The sequence below is a fragment of the Micromonospora sp. WMMD980 genome, from assembly GCF_029626035.1.
Taxonomy (GTDB): domain Bacteria; phylum Actinomycetota; class Actinomycetes; order Mycobacteriales; family Micromonosporaceae; genus Micromonospora.
In genome coordinates this window covers 2,781,581-2,799,503 of sequence record NZ_JARUBE010000003.1, presented here as the reverse complement: position 1 = coordinate 2,799,503, position 17,923 = coordinate 2,781,581, and the positions used below count along the sequence as shown (strand labels likewise).

Sequence of the window (17,923 nt, the reverse complement as noted above, 5' to 3'; positions counted from 1 at the left end):
ATCCGACAGGAGCCGCGCATCATGGCAGTCGATCCCACCGGCCGGGACCTCAAGGGGTTCCTCGCCACCGACCCCGACGCCTCGGTGGTCATGCTCAACCTCCTGCGCTTCGTCGAGGGCGGGCGGGAGTCCTACGCGCGTTACGCCGCCGCGTTGCGGGAGACGTTCCTGCCCCGCTACGGCGGCGAGGTGCTCTACGCCGGTGACGGTGGACCGGCGCTGGTGGCCGAGGAGGGCCAGGCGTGGGACGCGGTGCTGCTGGTGCGCTATCCGAGTCGGACGGCGTTCAGCCGGATGGTCGCCGACCCGGAATACCAGGAGGTGACCCGGTGGCGGACCCGGGCGCTGCGGGAGGCCGTCCTGCAACCCACCGCCGCCTGGGCCGGACCCGGCCGCGACCAGTGAGGGAGCAACCGCGGATGGACAGGTGGCGACCCGGGGCGCGCCGGGCGGCCGTGGCACTGTCGGCGATCGTCCTGCTCGTCGCCGGCTGCGCCGGCCGGCCGGATCCGGAGCCGACACCGGAGCCGACCCCCACGGTCCGCCTGGGCACCGTCGCCCGGGCTGAGGTGGGTGCCCGCCTGACCGTGACCGCGACCGTCGACCGCGTGGTCACCGGCGGCGCGTTCGTCGTACGCGACGTGGACTTCACCGACGGCACGATGCTCGTGCTGTCGGCCGAGCCGATCACGGCCGAGCCGCCGCAGTTGGTGACGGTCAGCGGCACCGTCGTCGACTTCTCGTACCGCGAGTTGGCCGACCGCTACGATCTGGGGCCCTCCGGTCCCTACCGGAGCTTCGAGGGCGGCCGGGCGATCGTCGCCGAGAGGGTGACCGTGCACTGACCGTCAGCTGTCGAGCCGGTCGCGCAGGTCGTCGACCTGCTGCTGGAGCCGGTCGACCGCGCCCTCGTTGTTGAGGAAGGTCGTGATGCCCGCGCCGAGCGCCAGCCCGAGCAGCAGGGCGACCACACTGAGCACGAGTCCGCCGATCGCCACCCCCCGGCCGGTCACGCCCGGTCGGGCGGCCATCCGCAGGCCCACGATGCCCAGGACGATGCCGACGATGGCGAGCACCACGCCGATCCAGGCGAGGATGGCGGTGAGCACGCTGAACAGGCCGGACACACCGAACACGAGCGCGAGCGCGGCGGCGGTGCTGGTCTTGGCTCCCGCACCGGCGCGGGTCGGGGCACCGGCTCCGCGGGCCGGCTCGCTGGACGCGGTCATGGCACTCCCTCCGCTGCGCCGAGATGGCGCAGGCTTGTGCCGGCCGCTTCCCCCGTCACCGCCAGGTCATGCCTGCCGCTCGGCGATCCTGCGGACGATGTCGGGCAGATGGTCCGGCAGGGCCACGGAGCGCAGGTCGGCGAGCACGTCGTCCAGGAGCCGGGTGATTCGCGGCTGGTCGCGTCCCGACCGTCGGACGTCGTCGACCGCGACCGCGAGGAAGCCGTCGAAGTCCTGCCCCCGGGCCCGCACCCGGGGCGTGCCGTCGGGGTCGTCGACGAGCAGGCGGTGCCGGGGCCGGCCGGCGAGGCGGCGCAGCAGGTCGTGCATCTCCTGCACGCCGCGGACCGCGGTGGTGGTGTCGTTGATGCCCGGGGAGAGGGCCCGTTCGGCGATGTCGGTCAGTTGTCGGAACCCGAACCCGACGTCCTGGCCGAGGGTCCGTTCCACGCCGAGATTCACCGCGACGCAGGCCTGTGCGTCCGGCACGGTGGTGGGGGAGGGGGCACCGGGCAGGGGGTGGACCGCGATCAGCGGTTGCCCGGCCACCACGAAGTCGCCCGGCGCGGGCAGGACCGACAGCGTGCAGTCGTGCTTGCGGGCCAGCGCGGCGAGCCGGTCGAGGCCGACGTGCTGGATCATGCCGGGATGCACCGCGACGATCACCTGCACCGGCGGCGCCAGTGGCGGGACCGGCTCGGACCTGAGGCCGACCGGATACTGCTCCTCGATCACCCGACGGGTCTGGGCGCCGACGGCCGAGATGATGTGCGAGACCCGCATCACGGTGGTGACGTGGTGCAGGTAGTAGACGAAGAGCCCGCTGCTGGCGAGCACGAAGGTCATCGCCACGCCCAGCGACAGCTCCGGCAGCCGGGGGTCGGCGCCGGCCGGCAGGGCAGCCAGCACCACCATGGCGAACAGCGCGGTCGCCAGGAAGGTGCCCAGCGCGGCCTGCGTGATCCGGTCCTGCAGGAAGGTCCGCAGCACCCGGGGGGAATATTGGCTGCTGGCCAGTTGCACGGCGACAACGGTGATGGAGAAGACGAGCGCGGTGAACGAGATCATCGCGGTGATGATCGACGACAGCAGCGACCGGGCGCCGGCGACGCTGCTGGGCAGGAACCCGCCGGTGGGCAGGCCCAGGCGCAGCTCGGCCACGGACAGCGCGAGCGCCAGCAGCACGGCTCCGGCCGCGAACGCCGCCGGCACCAGCCAGAAGCCCGACCAGGCCGCGGTGAGGCGGGCACGGAGAGTACGCGGGGCGTGGTCCATCCCGCACTAGTCCCCGCTGGGCGCCGTTTGCATACCTGCCGAAAGGTCTGCTTTTCTGGGCAGAGGGAGACTCCGACGACGAAGGGGGTGGGCCGGGACCCCGGCACGCTGATCATGAAGAGTCGACACCTCACGGCCGGCGTCACGTCCGCCGTCCTGCTGATCCTCGGGGCCGGCTGCGGCGACGCCCGGGACGACGGGCCGACCACGGCCGCCCCGAGTCGCCCGGTGACGGCGTCGCCACCGCCGGGACCGCCGACGGCCACCCCGACCGGCGCCGCGCCCTCGCCCACCACGGAGTCGCCCGCTGCCTCGCGCTCGTCGAGCCCGTCGCCGGCAAGCCCGTCGCCGGCAAGCCCGTCGCCGTCGGGGCCGGCCGACGCCGGCGCCGAGGACGCCCTGCGTCGGGGCGACACCGGCGACGCGGTCCGGGCGCTCCAGCAGCGACTGGACCGGCTCGGCTACTGGGTTGGCGAGTCCGACGGCAGGTTCGGCCTGCTCACCGAGCAGGCGGTCTACGCCCTGCAGAAGGCGGCCGGTCTGCGCCGCGACGGAGTGGTCGGCCCGAAGACCCGGGTCGCGCTCGCCGCCGGGAAGCGCCCGGACGCCCGCAGCACCGACGGCCACCTCGCCGAGGTGGACCTGGACCGGCAGCTGCTCATGATCGTCGACGACGGCGAGGTGAGCCGGGTCTTCAACGCCTCGACCGGCACGTTCGAGCACTACACCTACCAGGGCGAGACATACCTGGCGGACACCCCGCGCGGCAGGTGGACGATCGACTGGCAGGTCGACGGCTGGCGCGACGGCCCGCTCGGTCGGCTGTACCGGCCGAAGTACTTCCAGGAGCAGGGGATCGCGATCCACGGCTACACCAGCGTGCCGCCGTACCCGGCGTCGCACGGGTGCGTGCGGGTGACGCTGCCGGCCATGGACTGGCTGTGGGCGCAGGACGTCCTGCCGAAGAAGACCCGGGTCTGGGTGTACTGAGCGCTCACCCCGGGCCGCCGTCGCCGGCCCGGTCGGACGCGGTGGCGGTGGCGACATCCGTCGGATAGGTGCGCCGGGCGGCCAGCAGCAGCATCCCGTTGGCCAGCAGCGGAACGAGCATGACCAGGAAGGCGTTGCGCAGCCCGGTGCCGCTGGACCGGCCGGCCGGGCCGCCGAGCTGGTCGGCGACCCAGCCGAAGGTCGCCGGCGCGGCCGCCTCGGCGACCAGTCGCAGCATCGTCCGCAGGCTCTCCGCCCGGCCCCACAACCGACCGGGAACGATGTCCAGCCGGGCCGCGTCCAGGGGCGGGTTCGCCGCGGCGAGCCCGGCCGCGCCGAGCGCGATCAACGGCAGGGCCGTCGCGACCGAGGTGACCCACACGCCGGGCAGGAACAGCACCGCGGCGAGGGTGTAGCCGGCCGCGGGCACGACGATGCGCACGTCGAGCCGGCCACCAGCGAGGGCGCGGTCGGTCAACCGCCCGGCGAGCACCGCGCCGGCCAGCGCCGCCACCCCGATCACCGGCACGAGCGCGCCCAGCGCGGTCTGGGAGACGCCGAAGTGCCGGACCGCGAAGACGACGACGAAGGTTCGCAGCCCGGCGAAGAAGAAGTAGCCGACCGCGGACGCCACGATGAGCAGCCGGTTGGTGGGGATGGTCAGCAGGTACGCCAGCGCGCGGCGCAGCGACCAGCCGTTCGGGTCGTCGGTGACCACCCGGTCACGGGCCGGTGGGGTCCCCCGGGTGGCCAGCGCCTCCCGCAGGCGGTCCGCCGCGCCCGACCCGGCGGCCGCGGCGGCGTCGGGCCGGGCCGGTCCGCGCGGTGGTTCCGGCAGTAACCGCCACACCGCCAGGGCCAGCCCCACGCTGGCCGCCGCGAGCACGAGGAACGCGGCCCGCCAGGACACCAGGGCGGCGACCTCGCCGCCGACCAGCAGCCCGACGCCGGCGCCGACGATCTCGCCGGTCAGGATCCAGCCCAGCACGGCGGCCCGGTCCGCCGGTGGGAAGAGGTCGCCGGTGAGGGAGACCACCACCGGGCCGGAGGCCGCCACGGCGGCGCCGAGCAGCAGCCGGGAGGCCAGCAGCCACCCGTAGCCGGGGGCGAGGCCACCGGCGGTCATGGCCGCCGCCCAGAGCGTGATCGTGAGCGCCAGCAGCCGGGTCCGGTCGACCCGGTCGGCCAGCACCCCGAGCGGCACGGTCGCCAGCGCGCCCACGCCCGAGGACGCGGTGGCCAGCAGGCCCAACTGGGCGTGGTTGATGCCGAGGTCCGCCTCGATCTGGGCGGCCGCCGCCCCGACCGTGCCGGTGTCGGCGCTGTTCAACGCGAGCACGGCCGCCAGCAGGGCGACGACCCGCACCCGGTGCGGGCCGCCGAGCAGGTCGGCCGCCCGCCGGCGCAGGGCCGCGAACGGGTGCCGACGACCGGGGTACGCCGTCGCGCCGCTGTTGTCCGTGGGCATGACCGGTGCCTCCCGTGACGCCCGGCGGGCAGGTCCGTCGCGGCCGGCCGGATTCGCCCCCGCGGTCCGGTCGTCGACGGTGGACCGGCGGTGATGTGCGGCGGACCCCCGCGTACCGGCCGGCGGCGAGGGTATGCGCCAGCGTCGAACGGGGGTGTGGAGCCGTGAGGATTCCGGGCGGAATTGTCGATGACCTGCGGACGGACCTGGTGGCGCCGCCGCCGCTCGACGCGGTGGCGGCGGGTCGGCTCGTCGTGCGCGCGGCGGAACACGAGGATCTTATCGGGATGTCCCGGGCGCACGTGGCGTTTCTCCCGATCGGGCTCTTTCCGTCGCTGGGCGCCGCGTTCGTCCGGCGGTGGCATCGCACCTATCTCGACTCGCCGCACGGTCTGGGCCTGGTCGCCGTCGACGCGGTCTCGAACGGCGCGGTGGTCGGGTTCGTCCTCGGCGCCAGCGACCAGGCGGCCTACGCCGCGGCGTTGGCCGGCGACCGGCGGGCGCTCGCCTTCCTGGCCCTCGCCGGTCTCGTGGCGCTGGGCGCCCGACCCCGAGCGGCGGCGCGCCTGCTGCGCTCCCGGGTGCGGCCGTGGACCTGCCGTCTGCTGCGGCGCCGACGCGGGCCGGCCGGTCGCGGCGCGCGCGGTCGGCGGGCGTCGGCGAGCACGCCGGACCCGGACCGGGTGCGGTCGGACCCGCAGGTGGCTGTCCTGACCGCCCTGGCCGTGCACCCGACGTGGCGCAGGAGCGGCATCGGCATGGCGCTGGTGTCGCATTTCCTCGCGGCGGCGCGGAGCGCGGGCGCCAGCCGGGCCGAGGCGCAGACCTCGACCGGTTCGCTCGGCGCGACGAGCTTCTACGAACGGTTGGGCTGGATGGCCGGCGAGGCGCGGCCCACGCCGGACGGGGACGTCGTGTGCACGTACCACTGTGATCTGCCGGGGACGGGCGACGGGTGAGCCTCGTCCTCCTCCCGGGTCGGACCTCGACCCGACCCCGTTTCTTGCCCGGTCTGCACCTATTGTTGTTATATGGATGCGCTCGTGGAGCAGTTCTTCAGCACGCTGCAGGCGAGAACGCCGCGGGGGTTGCGCAGCCCGGTGGACGGGGTGTTGCGGGTCGACCTCTACACCGGGGAGCACACCGATCACTGGGTGGTGACGTTGCGATCGGGCCGGCCGGTGGCCGCCCCCGGATACGCCGAGGCGGACACGGTGTGGCGCAGCGACGCCGACCTGTTCGAGAGGCTGGTCACGGGCGAGTCCCAGCCGGTGGCGGCGCTGCTGCGCAACGACGCGACGCTCAGTGGCGACGTTGAGCTGTTCCTGGCGTTCCGGCGGTTCTTCCCACCGTCGCCGCGGGCGCGCGACCCGCGGACGGTGGGCGCGGTGGAACCGGAGACACCGGCGTGAAGGAGCTGATCAGCATCCTGGACGGCAACACGTTCGTGGTGTCCGACCGGCGGGGCGACATCGAGCCCTCGCTGGACTACCCCACCGGGTTGTTCTCCTTCGACACCCGCTTCCTGTCCACCTGGGTGCTGACCCTCGACGGGGAGCGGCTGAACCCGCTGTCGGTGGACGAGGAAACCTCGTACGAGACGACGTACTTCCTCGTGCCCGGCGCACCCAGCCACTACGTCGACGCGAATTTCTCCGTGCTGCGCTACCGGGCGATCAACGGCAGCTTCGAGGAGACGCTGACGGTGCTCAACCACACCACCTCGGCCGTCGACCTGACCCTGCGCATCGAGGTGGGCTCGGACTTCGCCGACCTGTTCGAGATCAAGAATGCGCAGCGCAAACCGGGCGGGGCCACCGTTCGGGTCGCGGGCGACGAGCTGGTGCTGAGCTACCGACGTGAGCGGTTCCACCGCGAGGTGCACGTGACCAGCAGCGCCCCGGGTGAGGTGGACGAGCAGGGCATGACGTTCCACGTCCGGGTGGAGCAGCACGGCGAGTGGCGGACGAAATTGCTGGCGAAAGCTCTGATCATCGGGGCCGACGGGCTGGACTTCCGCGAGGCGTTGCCGATCGGCCTCGATCGCAACGTCGAGCAGATCCGCGCCGAGCGCACCAGCTTCGTCGCGTCCGTGCCGCGGTTGGTCTGCGACTACGAGCCGCTGGCCGCCGCGTACCGGACCGGGATCCGCGATTTGGGGGCTCTACGCTACCAGTCCATCACTTTCGGTAAACAGTTGATCGCCGCCGGTCTTCCCTGGTTTATGACGCTGTTCGGCCGGGACAGCATCATCACCGGCCTGCAGGCGTTGCCGTTCCTGCCCCGCCTCCTGCCGCCGACCATCGCGGTCCTGGCCGGTATGCAGGGCAGCCGGCTCGACGACTTCCGGGACGAGGAGCCGGGGAAGATCCTGCACGAGCTGCGCTACGGGGAACTGGCCGGTTTCGAGGAGCAACCCCACTCGTCGTACTACGGCTCCGCCGACTCCACGCCGCTGTTCGTGATCCTGCTCGACGAGTACGAACGCTGGACCGGCGACCAGGACCTCGTCCGGCGCCTGGAACCGGAAGTGCGCGCCGCGCTGGAATGGATCGACACCTACGGCAACAGCCGCGGCACCGGCTATCTCTACTACCAGACCCGCAACCCGCGCACCGGCCTGCCCAACCAGTGCTGGAAGGATTCGCCGGACGCCATCTGCTACCGCGACGGCCGGCTTCCCGGCTTTCCCCGCGCGACCTGTGAACTACAGGGTTACGCCTACGACGCGAAAATCCGCGCCGCCCGGCTGGCCCGCGACGTGTGGCACGACCACGAGTACGCCGGACGGCTGGAGCGCGAGGCCGCCGACCTCAAGCGGCGGTTCAACCGCGACTTCTGGGTCGCCGACGGCGAGTACTACGCCCTCGCGCTGGACGCCGACGGCAACCAGGTGGACGCCCTGGCGTCCAACATGGGGCACCTGCTGTGGAGCGGCATCGTCGACGTCGACCGGGCCAGGAGCGTCACCGACCACCTGCTCGGCCCGGACATGTTCACCGGCTGGGGGGTCCGCACCCTCGCGGCCGGCCAGGCCCGCTACAACCCCCTCGGCTACCACGTGGGCACGGTGTGGCCGTTCGACAACTCCATCATCGCCTGGGGGCTCTGGCGGTACGGCATGCGGGAGGAGGCCGGACGCATCTGTGCCGGCATACTCGAGGCGGCCCGGCACTTCCAGGGTCGCCTGCCGGAGGTTTTCGCCGGCTACCAGCGCGGCCTCACCAACTACCCGGTGCAGTACCCCACGGCGTGCAGCCCGCAGGCATGGTCGGCCGGAACGCCGCTGCTCCTGCTCCGGGTCATGCTCGGCCTGCAACCGCACGACGACCACCTGGTCATCGATCCCGACATCCCCCCGGGGCTCGGTCGCGTCGAGATCCTCGACCTCCCCGGCCGTTGGGGCACCGTCGACGCGCTGGGACGCAGCCGGCCGGACTGACGGCACCGGCACGAGCGGCCGGTGCCGTCTGCCGGCGGTGTCACCGCCTGGCGTCGTGCTTGGCCAGCTCAGGCTGCTCGCCCTTGCCCACCCGGCGCAGCGCGTCGCGCAACTGCTGCTCGGTCATCTTGGAATTGCCCTCGATGCCGGCGTCGTGAGCCTGCTGGCGGAGGTCGTGCAGCCGTTCGCGGTCGCCTATGTCAGCCTCCCCGGGTTGCCCTGGCGCGGACCTTCCGCGCGCCGTCCGTCGCCTTCCCGGTCCGGCCGTGGCCTGACGGCGGCGCTCACTCCTGCGGTCGGCGGCGTTCGTCCTCGGCCCGTTCCCGGCTGAGGAAGAACGCGCCGAGCGCGCCGGCCAGCGTGCCGAACACCGCCACCGAGTACGCGGCCAGCACCAGCTCCAGAACCTGCGCGAAGGTGTCGGTCACGCGCAGCGGCTCACCGGTGATGGTGGTGAAGGCCGCGTCGTGCAGCGCGCGGGGGAGGCTGCGGTAGGAACCGGTGACGACGAGCAGTTGCCCGGCCGCGAGGATGACGGCGACGGTCACCACGGCGAGCCAGGCCAGCCGGTCGGTGAGCAGCTGGCCGGCGGACCGCGATCCGCGGATGGCGGCGGCGACCACGCCGCCGCCCCGGGCCGCCCGCAGTGCGCTCGCCGCGCGCAGGAAGCGCAGGAACGGCACCGCCAGGAAGATCAACTGCCACCAGTTGTGCTTCCAGAACTCGCCGGCGCGGTGCCGGGCGAGCCAGGCGCGGAGCGTGAACTCGGCGACGAAGACCGCCCACAGGATCCAGCTGGTGACGGTGAGCACGGTGCTCAGCGGCTCGTCGTGGACGATCGCCTGGGCGAGCACGAGCAGCAGGAAGAACAGCCCCAGGATGCCCATCGGCTTGTCCAGCCGGTGGGCCAGGCCGTTGAGGCGGGCGTCGTCCTCGCGGTGTCGTCGGCCCGGATCGTCGCTCACCTGCGGCAGCGTACCCGCCGGCCGGGACCGGGAACCGCCGCTCACGGCACCCGGCGCGCGACCAGCTCACAGATACTGCTTCCGCCACGCGCTGACCGCCTCCTCGACGGCGTGTTCCTCACGCCGCAGCGCTGCCTTGATCCGTCCGCGCTCGCCGGCCATCCGCTGCAACACCGCGAGCGCGCCGCAGACCGCGACGAGCACCGCCAGGGCGACCAGCGGCGCGACGTGGGCGCCGGGCACCGCCAGCGCGGCGATCAGCACCATCCCGACGAGGGTGGAGCGGCTCGTCCGCCGGAAGGCGCGGCGGGCCACCGCCGCCTGACTCGCCAGGTAGATCACCACGCCGCCGTGCAGGACCGCGCTGACCGGACCGGACAGCGCGGAGTGCCGCACGGCGACCGCTTCCAGCAGCAGCTTGAGGCCCAGCGCGACGGTCACCACGCCGGTGATGGTCACCAGGTGCAGGTAGGTGTAGGCGTCGCGGGCCAGCGGCACTCGGACCGGGCCGCGCGTGCCGTGCAGAACCTGCTCCACCCCGGCCGCCAGGCTGTCGAAGTGCAGCCACCACAGCGCGGCGACCAGCGCGATGCCCAGCACGGACGCGGTGATGACCCGGGTGGTCAGGGCGAGCCGGTCGAACCGGCCCGGGCCGACGCCCAGCGAGATCACCACCTCACCGAGGGCGACCAGCACGATCAGGCCGTGTCGCTCGGCCCAGTGCCCGGCCGACGGCAGCGACCAGTGCGCGTAGGGCAGGACCAGCCCGACCGCGTACTCGACGAGCAGGGCCGCGGTCCACAGCACCAGGCGGGTTTCCAGGACCGCGCCGGCCGGCACCCACCACGGTGCGGTGAGCGAGACCCCGATGAACACGGCGGCCAGCAGCGGCGGGACGGTGACGGCGCCGAGCTGGACGCGGGTGTGTCCGGCGCGGGTGAGCACGAACAGGAACCCGACCGAGGTCAGCGCGCGCACGACCAGATAGGCGCCGGCGAACACCAGCGGGCCCGGCAGGTCGTCGGGCTGGTCGACGAACGCCTGCGGGATCGTGATCGCGAGCACGAACACCACGGCCACGATGCCGAGGCCGAGCACCGGGAGCACGCCGTGGTCGGCGCGGACCACGTTGCCGAGCGCGACGAAACCGGTCCAGCAGCCACCAGAGCAGCGCCACCACCACCAGGCCGGTCGCCAGCCGCGACACCGCCAGGTCACGGGCGACCAGCCCGGTGACGTTGAGGAAGGCGAAGACGAAGATCAGGTCGTAGAACAGCTCCAGCCGGGTTACCCGGCTGCCCGGCGCGACCGGAATCAGCCACCGGGACCGGCGCAGGTGCGGTGGGCTGCTCACCCGGCCAGTCTTCTGCATCCGGCGGGAGCCGACCCCGGCTTTGCCGCCGCGCACCCCCGGCGGAAGGCCGGGGGTGCGCGGCCGGCCCGCCCGGGTACGCCGGGAGCACGTGGTGACGCAGCGGGAGGTGTGATGAGCGACGGGACCGTGGCCGGGGACGGGCGGCGAAGCCCCACCGAGCGGCTGGCCGAGGACGTGGCCGAGGTGGTCCGCGCGGAGGTCCGGGCGGTGCGCGCGCAGGTGGGCGAGGCGGCCCCGCCCGGCGGGCGTGGGGATCGCGCTGCTGGCCGCCGCCGGCGGCTGCCTGGTGCTCGGCGCGGGAGCGGCGTCGACCACGGTGCTGCGGGTGCTGGAGACGATGCTCCCGCGCCGGCTGGCCGCCGCCGGCCTCACCGCCGGCTATCTGGTGACGGCCGTGCTGCTGGGACGGGTGGGTCTGGCCCGGCTGCGCGCGGCCGGCGGCCCGTCCGCCCGGCTCGCCGACGACGTGCGGGATATGGTCGCCGGGACCGCCGGGCGGGTGCTGCCCGCCGGCGCCGAGGCCGCCCGCGACGAACTGGACAGGTGACGAACGGGAGGACGACATGCCGGACAAACACGAGCAGGCCGAGGAGATGCGCGACGACGTCCCGTCGACCATCGCGCGCTCCGACGAAAGGCCGGGCGCACCTACAAGAAGACGCTGGAGTCGGCCGAGGAGAGCTACGGCGACGGCGAGCGCGCGCACCGGGCCGCCTACGCGTCGTTGAAGCACACCCACGAGAAGGTCGGCGACCATTGGGAACCCAAGAAGCACAAGGGCCCCTCGGACCCGCAGGCGGCCCAGGGCACCCCGGCGTCGCGGGAGCGTGACCGGCCCACCGCCCAGGGGGTGGACGCCAACGCCAGCAAGGGCCACCTGGACGACGTGGCGCGCAGGGTCGGCATCGACGACCCGGAGAACATGAACAAGGGTGAGCTGGTCGAGGCGATCGAGAAGGCCAACGCCCGGGCCACCGCCCGCGCCCGGCGCCGGTGAGGCGCCGACCTCGGGAGGTGGGTGTGGTCGAGGCCGCGGCGGGTAGCGGGCGGCCATGAGTCCGCTGCTGCTCGCGTACGCCCTCGTGGGAGGGCTCGGTGTCCTGCTCGCCTTCTGGTCCAGCGCCATCCGGCGAACCGTGCTGTCCGAACCGCTGCTCGCCCTGGGCCTGGGGGTGTTGGCGGGCCCGGTGCTCGGCCTGGTCGACCTCGCCGACCAGCTGGGCGCCGACCTGATCCGTGAGGTGAGCCGCGCCCTGCTGGCGGTGTCCCTGATGGCCGTGGCGCTGCGCTTCTCCCTCGCCGGCTACCGGGCCGTGCTGCGGCCGGTGCTCGTGCTGCTCTCCGCCGGCATGATCGGCATGGCCGTGCTCAGCACCGGCCTGTCCTGGCTGGTGCTCGGCGTGCCGCTGGGGCTGGCCGCGCTGCTGGGGAGCTGCCTGACCCCCACCGACCCGGTGCTGGCCTCCAGCATCGTCTCCGGCGGCCCGGCCGAGCGGCAACTGCCGGCCCGGCTTCGGCGGGTGGTCAGCGGCGAATCCGGTGGCAACGACGGGCTCGCGTTCCCGCTCGTCGTCCTCGCCCTGGCCGCGGTGGGCGCGCAGCCCTGGACCGATCAGGTGACGGCGGCGGTGTGGGGTGTGCTCGGCGCGGTGGGCGTCGGCGTCCTGCTCGGCTGGTTGGCCGGGCACGCGGTGCGCGCGGCGAGTCGTCGGGAGACTCTCGACCAGGGTTCGCTGCTGGTCTTCGCGGTGCTGCTCGGCATCGCCGCGCTCGGCGTCGCGCGGGTGCTCGACACCGACGGCATCCTCGCCGCGTTCGTCACCGGGCTGGCCTACAACCGGGTCATCGGCAACCAGCCGCGCCTCGCCGAGCAGAAGCTCGACGACTCGCTCACCCGCTATCTGCTGCTGCCGCTGTTCTTCCTGCTCGGCGTCGAACTGCCGTGGCGCGACTGGCTCGACGCCGGCTGGCGGTTGCCGCTGTTCGCCGTCGCGGTGCTGCTCCTGCGGCGGCTGCCGGTGGTGCTGGCGCTGAAGAAGCCGCTCGGGCTGCCCTGGCGGGAGCTGGTCTTCCTCGGCTGGTTCGGCCCGATCGGCGTGTCCGCGCTGTTCTACCTGGCCTTCAGCGCCGACGAGGGCGCGCGGGACGAGACGCTGTGGACCGCCGGCAGCCTCGTCGTCGCGCTCAGCGTCGTGGTGCATGGCGTCACCGCGATGCCGGGCCGCCGTTGGTACGCCGGGCAGCGCGAGATCTCGAAGCGGTAACGGTACGCGGGCCCGGGTTTACCGGCGTCGCGCCCGGAAAGCGATCACGGTAGCTCGCGCCTGGCAGCCGCGGTGTCGACCAACGGCACCAGGACCACCACGTCCACCTGACGGCTCGGCGCGCCGGTCCGGGGCCGACCCTGCCCGCTCGCGTGCCAGCCACGCGACGCGGCGGTCGCCACCGCGCCGACCGACCCGCTGCCTTCGTGGAGGACGACCATGACCATGTCCGTCTCGCGGTCCGACGCAGACATCGACGAGATGTTCGCCGCCCTGCGCGATGCCGACGGCCCGACCGCCCGGCGCGCCCGGGACCGTCTGGTCGAGGTCCATCGACCGTTGGCTGTGGGCCTGGCCCGCCGCTTCACCCACCGCGGCGAACCACTCGACGACCTCGTGCAGGTGGCCTGCTACGGCCTGGTCAAGGCGGTCGACGGGTACGACCCGCGGCGCGGGGTGCCGTTCGTCGGCTACGCCACCCCGACCATCCTCGGCGAGCTGAAGCGCCACTTCCGGGACCACGGTTGGGACGTCCGGGTGCCCCGGAGCCTGCAGGAGCGCTACCTGCTGGTGCACGCCGCCGAGGCCGAACTGACCCGCCGCTCGCAGCGTGCGCCCCGGGCCGACGAGGTGGCCGGGCACCTGGGCGTGCCGGTCGACGTGGTGGTGGAGGCGCTGGCCGCCGGACGGGCGTACCGGAACGTTTCCCTGCACCGGCCGGCCGGCGGGGACGACGAGCCGGCGGAGCGGGAGGACCTGCTGGCCGAGCGGGACCTCCGGATGGACGGGCTCTGCGACCGGCTGGACCTGCTGGCGGCGCTGCGCCGGCTGCCGGAGCGGGAGCGCGGCGTGGTGATCCGCTACTTCCACGGCAACCAGACCCAGGAGCAGATCGGCGATCTGCTCGGCGTCTCCCAGATGCACGTGTCCCGCCTGCTGCGCCGGGCGATCGGGTTGCTCCGGCGGGAGATGACCGCCGAGGAGCCGGCCGACCCCGGCGGCGCCCGGGTCCGGGTGACTTTCCGCCGTGCCGGCGGCACCACCCTGGCCGGCGTGAGCGGGGTCCTCGACGACGACGGCGTGGACGTGCTCCGGGACCGGCTCACCCGGATGGCGGTGACCGAACGGCCCCGCGGCGTGGTGGTGGACCTGCGGAGGGCGTCGGTCGAGTCGCCCCGGCTGGCCCGGGCCGTCCTGGACCTGCACCGGGCCTGCGCGCACGTGCGGGCCCGGCTCACGCTGGTCAACCTGCCGCCGAAGGGGTTGCGCCTGCTGCGGCGGGCGGGCCTGACCCGACTGGTTCCCTGCCTGCCGGTCCGGGACCGGGCCACCGGTGTCTCCCCGGCCGGGCCGGGCGTCGCGCCGGGTGACGTCGAGGCGGACCGGCCGTCGCCACCGTGCCGGCCGGCACCCGCGGCGATAAGGTCGGCTGGGGTCCACCCTGTCGTCGAGGGCTCCGGTCACGTCGACGACGCACCGACGGCGAGGAGAACAGGTGACGCGACGGCGGGCCGCGGCTGTCCCGCCCCCACCCCTGGTGGCGACCGTGCAGCGCCTGCAACGCGAGCTGGACGCGCTGCGCCGGGAGCGGCGCGCCCACGCGGTGGTGGAGCAGGCCACCGGTCTGCTGATCGCCCGGCAGGGCTGCTCGCCGGAGGAGGCGTTCGCGCAGCTGCGGCGAATCTCCCAGCACAGCAACATCCGGCTGGTGGACGTGGCCGCCGGGTTGCTCGGCGCCGCCGCTCCGCCGCCCTCGGCCCCGCCGCCCCCGCCCGAGCCGTTCCGGCCGGAGCGCTACCTGCACCCGCCTGTGCCCTGGCCGGAGCCGGACACCGGCGCTTCGGCGCCGCTGACCGGGGAGGCCGCCGCCCGCTATCACCTGGCCCGGGCCGCCATGGCGACCGCCAGCGACGCGAACGCGCTGGCCGAGACGCTGGCGGGGGCGGTACGCCACCTGGGCGCCGACTCGACCCTGCTCGGTCTGCTCGAACCGGACGGCGCGGTCCGGCTGGTCGGCTCGTACGGCCTGCCGCCGTCCGTGGCGAGCCTGTGGCAGCGCGCCCCCGGCACGGTCAACATGGCGCTGCTGCGCGCCGCGGTGGACGGCAACCCGCTCTGGCTGACCCGGGACGAGGCCCGCCGCCGGGGCTACGACTTCATCGGCGGCGCAGCGGTGCGGGTCTGCCTTCCGCTGCGCCGGGCGGGCCGCACGATGGGGGTGGCCGCGATCAGCTGGGACAGCCACCGGAACCTCGACGACGGGCAACGGGCGTACCTGAGCGCGCTCGCCGAGGTCGCCGGCCGCCGGTTGTCGGCGCTGTCCGGGGGAGTCGGGGACGTGCCGGCCGCCCACTGGCTGGAGGCGGTGCTCGACGTGCTGCCCGGATCGGTGGCGTGGTGGTCCCCGGTGCGCGACGACGACGCGGCGGTCGTCGACTTCCGCCTCGACCGGTGCGGCCCGGACGCGACCGACGGCGCGGAGCGCGGCCGGGCGGCGCTCACCGGCCTCCGGCTGCTCGAACTCCACCCGTCGGCGGCCGACGACGGCATCGTCGCCGGGTGCGCCCGCGCCCTGCGCGACGGGCGTCCCTTCCACTGGGGCCCGGGTCAGGTGTGGCGGGCCGGCGGCGCCAGGCCGAACCGGGTGCTGTTCAGCCTGCGCGCCGTTCCGTTCGGCGACGGGCTGCTCGCCAGCTGGCACTACCACGACGAGCAGCGACGGGCCGCGGACCGCACGGCCCGGCTGGAGCGGGCCGGTGACGTCGGCTGGGTCGAGTGGGACCTCGCCGGAGGTGGGGTCGCCTGGTCGTCGGGCGCGTACCGGGTGCTCGGCCGCGATCCGGCCGACGGCCCGCTGCCGCTGGGCGCGCTGCACCGCTGGGCGACGCCGCCGGACGCACCCCGGGTGCGGGCGGCGCTGCGCGCCCTGGTCGAGCGGGCCGAGCCGGCCGAACTGGAGTTCACCGTGCGTCGGCGCGGTGCGGCGTGGCCGGTGCGGCTCGTCGCCGAGCCCGTCGTGGACCCGGACGGCCGGGTGGTCGAGGTGCACGGCGCGGTGGCCCGCCGCTGACCTTCGCGCGACGTGCCGCCGAACTCACCCCGCCACCTAGGACGGGTACGCCGCCGGTCGAGGTTTACGGCCCGGCCCGGCCGGACATCGCCTCCGCGCAGGGGAGGGGGAGCGGATGGACCTGTGGACGGCGCCCGGGCCGGTCGAGGTGGTGGGGCCGGTCCGCCGGCCGGTGCGCGGCTCGGCGCTGGCGCGGCTACTGCGTACCACCGACGCCAAGCAGATCGGCATTCTCTATCTGACCACGGCGTTCGGCTTCTTCCTGGTGGGCGGGCTGCTGGCGTTGGTCATGCGGGCCGAGCTGGCCCGCCCCGGGATGCAGCTACTCTCCCCGGAGCAGTACAACCAGATGTTCACCATGCACGGCACGATCATGCTGCTGCTGTTCGCCACCCCGATCGTGTTCGCCTTCGCGAACTACCTGGTGCCGTTGCAGATCGGCGCGCCGGACGTGGCGTTTCCCCGGCTCAACGCATTCGCCTACTGGCTCTACCTGTTCGGCGGGCTGCTGGTGCTGGGCGGGTTCGCCACCCCCGGCGGCGCGGCCGACTTCGGTTGGACCGCCTACCAGCCGCTCGCCGGCCCGGCGCACTCGCCGGGCGTCGGCGCCAACCTGTGGGCGGTCGGCCTGGTGATCTCCGGACTGGGCACCATCCTCGGCGCGGTCAACCTGATCACCACCGTGATCACGTTGCGCGCCCCCGGCATGACCATGTTCCGGATGCCGATCCTCACCTGGAACATCCTGGTCACCGCCGTGCTGGTGATCCTGGTGTTTCCGCTGCTGGCCGCCGCGTTGCTCGCGGCGCTGGCCGACCGGCAGCTCGGCGCGCACGTGTACGACCCGGCCACCGGTGGGCCGATGCTGTGGCAGCACCTGTTCTGGTTCTTCGGGCATCCCGAGGTCTACATCGTCGCGCTGCCGTTCTTCGGCATCATCACCGAGATCATTCCCGTGTTCTCCCGGAAGCCGGTCTTCGGCTACCGCGGCCTGGTCGGCGCGACCCTGGGCATCGCGGCGCTGTCGATGAGCGTGTGGGCGCACCACATGTTCGCCACCGGCCAGGTGCTGCTGCCGTTCTTCAGCTTCCTGAGCTACCTGATCGCGGTGCCCACCGGGATCAAGTTCTTCAACTGGATCGGCACCATGTGGCGGGGCCAGCTCACCTTCGAGACGCCGATGCTGTTCGCGCTCGGCTTCCTGGTCACGTTCCTGCTCGGGGGCCTGACCGGGGTGCTGCTGGCCAGTCCGCCTGTCGACTTCCACGTGCACGACTCGTACTTCGTGGTGGCGCACTTCCACTACGTGCTCTTCGGCACCATCGTGTTCGCCGTCTTCGGCGGCATCTACTTCTGGTTCCCGAAGATGTTCGGCCGGATGCTCGACGAGCGGCTCGGTAAGATCCACTTCTGGCTGACCATGATCGGCTTCCACACCACGTTCCTGGTGCAGCACTGGCTCGGCGCCGAAGGCATGCCCCGCCGGTACGCCGACTACCTGGCCCAGGACGGCTTCACCGCGCTGAACACGGTCTCCACGATCGGATCGTTCGTGCTCGGCGTCTCCACGCTGCCGTTCCTGTGGAACGTCTGGCGCTCCTACCGGTTCGGTCCCGTCGTGCACGAGCCGGACCCGTGGGGCCATGGTCTCTCACTGGAGTGGGTGACGTCCTCGCCGCCGCCGCTGCGCAACTTCGACCGGATGCCCCGCATCCGCTCCGAGCGACCCGCGTACGACCTGCGGCAGGAACGGGCCGCGGGGGCGCTGCCCGGACCGCGCCCCGCGGCGGACTGACCGATACCGGGCGGGAACGCCGGCGGGCTGGCAGGGTGGAGGCACCGATT

Annotated in this window: 16 protein-coding genes and 1 pseudogene; 11 read left to right on the top strand and 6 right to left on the bottom strand. The window is 73.7% G+C overall.

Features of this window, described 5'->3' with window-relative positions; all coding sequences use genetic code 11:
• Positions 1-21 precede the first annotated feature (21 nt).
• Both O7618_RS12875 and O7618_RS12870 read left to right on the top strand, forming a co-directional pair.
• On the top strand, positions 22-405 hold the full coding sequence (locus O7618_RS12875) for a DUF1330 domain-containing protein (protein WP_278106316.1): 384 nt from the start codon (positions 22-24) through the stop codon (positions 403-405).
• Positions 406-419: 14 nt separating this feature from the next.
• Complete coding sequence (locus O7618_RS12870; protein ID WP_278106315.1) at positions 420-845, top strand: hypothetical protein; 426 nt, start codon at positions 420-422, stop codon at positions 843-845.
• 3 nt (positions 846-848) lie between these two features.
• Here the strand turns inward: O7618_RS12870 and O7618_RS12865 are convergent, their stop codons facing one another.
• The gene (locus O7618_RS12865) at positions 849-1,229 is read right to left on the bottom strand and encodes a hypothetical protein (protein ID WP_278106314.1); all 381 of its coding nucleotides are present in this window, start codon (positions 1,227-1,229) and stop codon (positions 849-851) included.
• Between the two features lie 66 nt (positions 1,230-1,295).
• Positions 1,296-2,504 (bottom strand): DUF2254 domain-containing protein, encoded by a 1,209-nt coding sequence (locus O7618_RS12860; RefSeq protein ID WP_278106313.1) that lies wholly within the window; start codon positions 2,502-2,504, stop codon positions 1,296-1,298.
• 114 nt (positions 2,505-2,618) lie between these two features.
• On the opposite strand from O7618_RS12860, the gene O7618_RS12855 reads away from it, so the two are divergent.
• A complete protein-coding gene (locus O7618_RS12855; RefSeq protein ID WP_278106312.1) occupies positions 2,619-3,494 on the top strand; it encodes a L,D-transpeptidase family protein in 876 nt (291 codons plus the stop codon).
• 4 nt (positions 3,495-3,498) lie between these two features.
• Here the strand turns inward: O7618_RS12855 and O7618_RS12850 are convergent, their stop codons facing one another.
• Complete coding sequence (locus O7618_RS12850) at positions 3,499-4,962, bottom strand: MFS transporter (protein WP_278106311.1); 1,464 nt, start codon at positions 4,960-4,962, stop codon at positions 3,499-3,501.
• A 164-nt stretch (positions 4,963-5,126) separates the two neighbouring features.
• Here O7618_RS12850 and O7618_RS12845 point away from each other — a divergent pair, with 164 nt between their 5' ends.
• The 3 genes from O7618_RS12845 (at position 5,127) to O7618_RS12835 (ending at position 8,404) form a co-directional block, all read left to right on the top strand.
• Positions 5,127-5,921, top strand: a complete 795-nt coding sequence (locus O7618_RS12845) for a GNAT family N-acetyltransferase (RefSeq protein ID WP_278106310.1) — start codon at positions 5,127-5,129, stop codon at positions 5,919-5,921.
• A 72-nt stretch (positions 5,922-5,993) separates the two neighbouring features.
• The gene (locus tag O7618_RS12840; protein WP_278106309.1) at positions 5,994-6,374 is read left to right on the top strand and encodes an SCP2 sterol-binding domain-containing protein; all 381 of its coding nucleotides are present in this window, start codon (positions 5,994-5,996) and stop codon (positions 6,372-6,374) included.
• Positions 6,371-8,404, top strand: coding sequence for a glycogen debranching N-terminal domain-containing protein (locus O7618_RS12835; protein ID WP_278106308.1), 2,034 nt, complete (start codon positions 6,371-6,373; stop codon positions 8,402-8,404). The genes O7618_RS12840 and O7618_RS12835 overlap by 4 nt, the downstream gene beginning before the upstream one ends.
• Before the next feature lie 284 nt (positions 8,405-8,688).
• Here O7618_RS12835 and O7618_RS12830 read toward each other — a convergent pair whose 3' ends face one another.
• Both O7618_RS12830 and O7618_RS12825 read right to left on the bottom strand, forming a co-directional pair.
• The gene (locus O7618_RS12830) at positions 8,689-9,369 is read right to left on the bottom strand and encodes a hypothetical protein (protein WP_278106307.1); all 681 of its coding nucleotides are present in this window, start codon (positions 9,367-9,369) and stop codon (positions 8,689-8,691) included.
• Between the two features lie 66 nt (positions 9,370-9,435).
• Positions 9,436-10,587 carry a low temperature requirement protein A gene (locus O7618_RS12825; protein WP_278106306.1) on the bottom strand — a complete coding sequence of 384 codons (1,152 nt, stop codon included), beginning with the start codon at positions 10,585-10,587 and terminating at the stop codon, positions 9,436-9,438.
• Positions 10,588-10,991: 404 nt separating this feature from the next.
• On the opposite strand from O7618_RS12825, the gene O7618_RS12820 reads away from it, so the two are divergent.
• The 3 genes and pseudogenes from O7618_RS12820 (at position 10,992) to O7618_RS12810 (ending at position 13,008) form a co-directional block, all read left to right on the top strand.
• A complete protein-coding gene (locus tag O7618_RS12820) occupies positions 10,992-11,291 on the top strand; it encodes a hypothetical protein (RefSeq protein ID WP_278106305.1) in 300 nt (99 codons plus the stop codon).
• A 46-nt stretch (positions 11,292-11,337) separates the two neighbouring features.
• A pseudogene (locus O7618_RS12815) lies at positions 11,338-11,741 on the top strand (ChaB family protein).
• A 55-nt stretch (positions 11,742-11,796) separates the two neighbouring features.
• On the top strand, positions 11,797-13,008 hold the full coding sequence (locus tag O7618_RS12810; protein WP_278106304.1) for a cation:proton antiporter: 1,212 nt from the start codon (positions 11,797-11,799) through the stop codon (positions 13,006-13,008).
• An 18-nt stretch (positions 13,009-13,026) separates the two neighbouring features.
• On the opposite strand, the gene O7618_RS12805 is transcribed toward O7618_RS12810, so the two are convergent.
• The gene (locus O7618_RS12805) at positions 13,027-14,214 is read right to left on the bottom strand and encodes a hypothetical protein (protein ID WP_278106303.1); all 1,188 of its coding nucleotides are present in this window, start codon (positions 14,212-14,214) and stop codon (positions 13,027-13,029) included.
• 289 nt (positions 14,215-14,503) lie between these two features.
• Between O7618_RS12805 and O7618_RS12800 the strand changes: the two genes are divergently transcribed.
• Both O7618_RS12800 and ctaD read left to right on the top strand, forming a co-directional pair.
• Positions 14,504-16,078, top strand: a complete 1,575-nt coding sequence (locus tag O7618_RS12800) for an ANTAR domain-containing protein (RefSeq protein WP_278106301.1) — start codon at positions 14,504-14,506, stop codon at positions 16,076-16,078.
• Positions 16,079-16,193: 115 nt separating this feature from the next.
• Entirely contained in the window at positions 16,194-17,873 is a 1,680-nt protein-coding gene (gene ctaD / locus O7618_RS12795; protein WP_347405373.1) for a cytochrome c oxidase subunit I, read from the top strand.
• Positions 17,874-17,923: the final 50 nt, after the last annotated feature.

What these genes read in the sequence shown, in the direction of transcription:
- O7618_RS12810 (WP_278106304.1), top strand. Translation starts at nt 11,797, where the DNA reads ATGAGTCCGCTGCTGCTCGCGTACGCCCTCGTGGGAGGGCTCGGTGTC.
- O7618_RS12850 (WP_278106311.1), bottom strand. Translation starts at nt 4,962, where the DNA reads ATGCCCACGGACAACAGCGGCGCGACGGCGTACCCCGGTCGTCGGCAC.
- ctaD (WP_347405373.1), top strand. Translation starts at nt 16,194, where the DNA reads ATGGACCTGTGGACGGCGCCCGGGCCGGTCGAGGTGGTGGGGCCGGTC.
- O7618_RS12865 (WP_278106314.1), bottom strand. Translation starts at nt 1,229, where the DNA reads ATGACCGCGTCCAGCGAGCCGGCCCGCGGAGCCGGTGCCCCGACCCGC.
- O7618_RS12870 (WP_278106315.1), top strand. Translation starts at nt 420, where the DNA reads ATGGACAGGTGGCGACCCGGGGCGCGCCGGGCGGCCGTGGCACTGTCG.
- O7618_RS12840 (WP_278106309.1), top strand. Translation starts at nt 5,994, where the DNA reads ATGGATGCGCTCGTGGAGCAGTTCTTCAGCACGCTGCAGGCGAGAACG.
- O7618_RS12875 (WP_278106316.1), top strand. Translation starts at nt 22, where the DNA reads ATGGCAGTCGATCCCACCGGCCGGGACCTCAAGGGGTTCCTCGCCACC.
- O7618_RS12860 (WP_278106313.1), bottom strand. Translation starts at nt 2,504, where the DNA reads ATGGACCACGCCCCGCGTACTCTCCGTGCCCGCCTCACCGCGGCCTGG.
- O7618_RS12855 (WP_278106312.1), top strand. Translation starts at nt 2,619, where the DNA reads ATGAAGAGTCGACACCTCACGGCCGGCGTCACGTCCGCCGTCCTGCTG.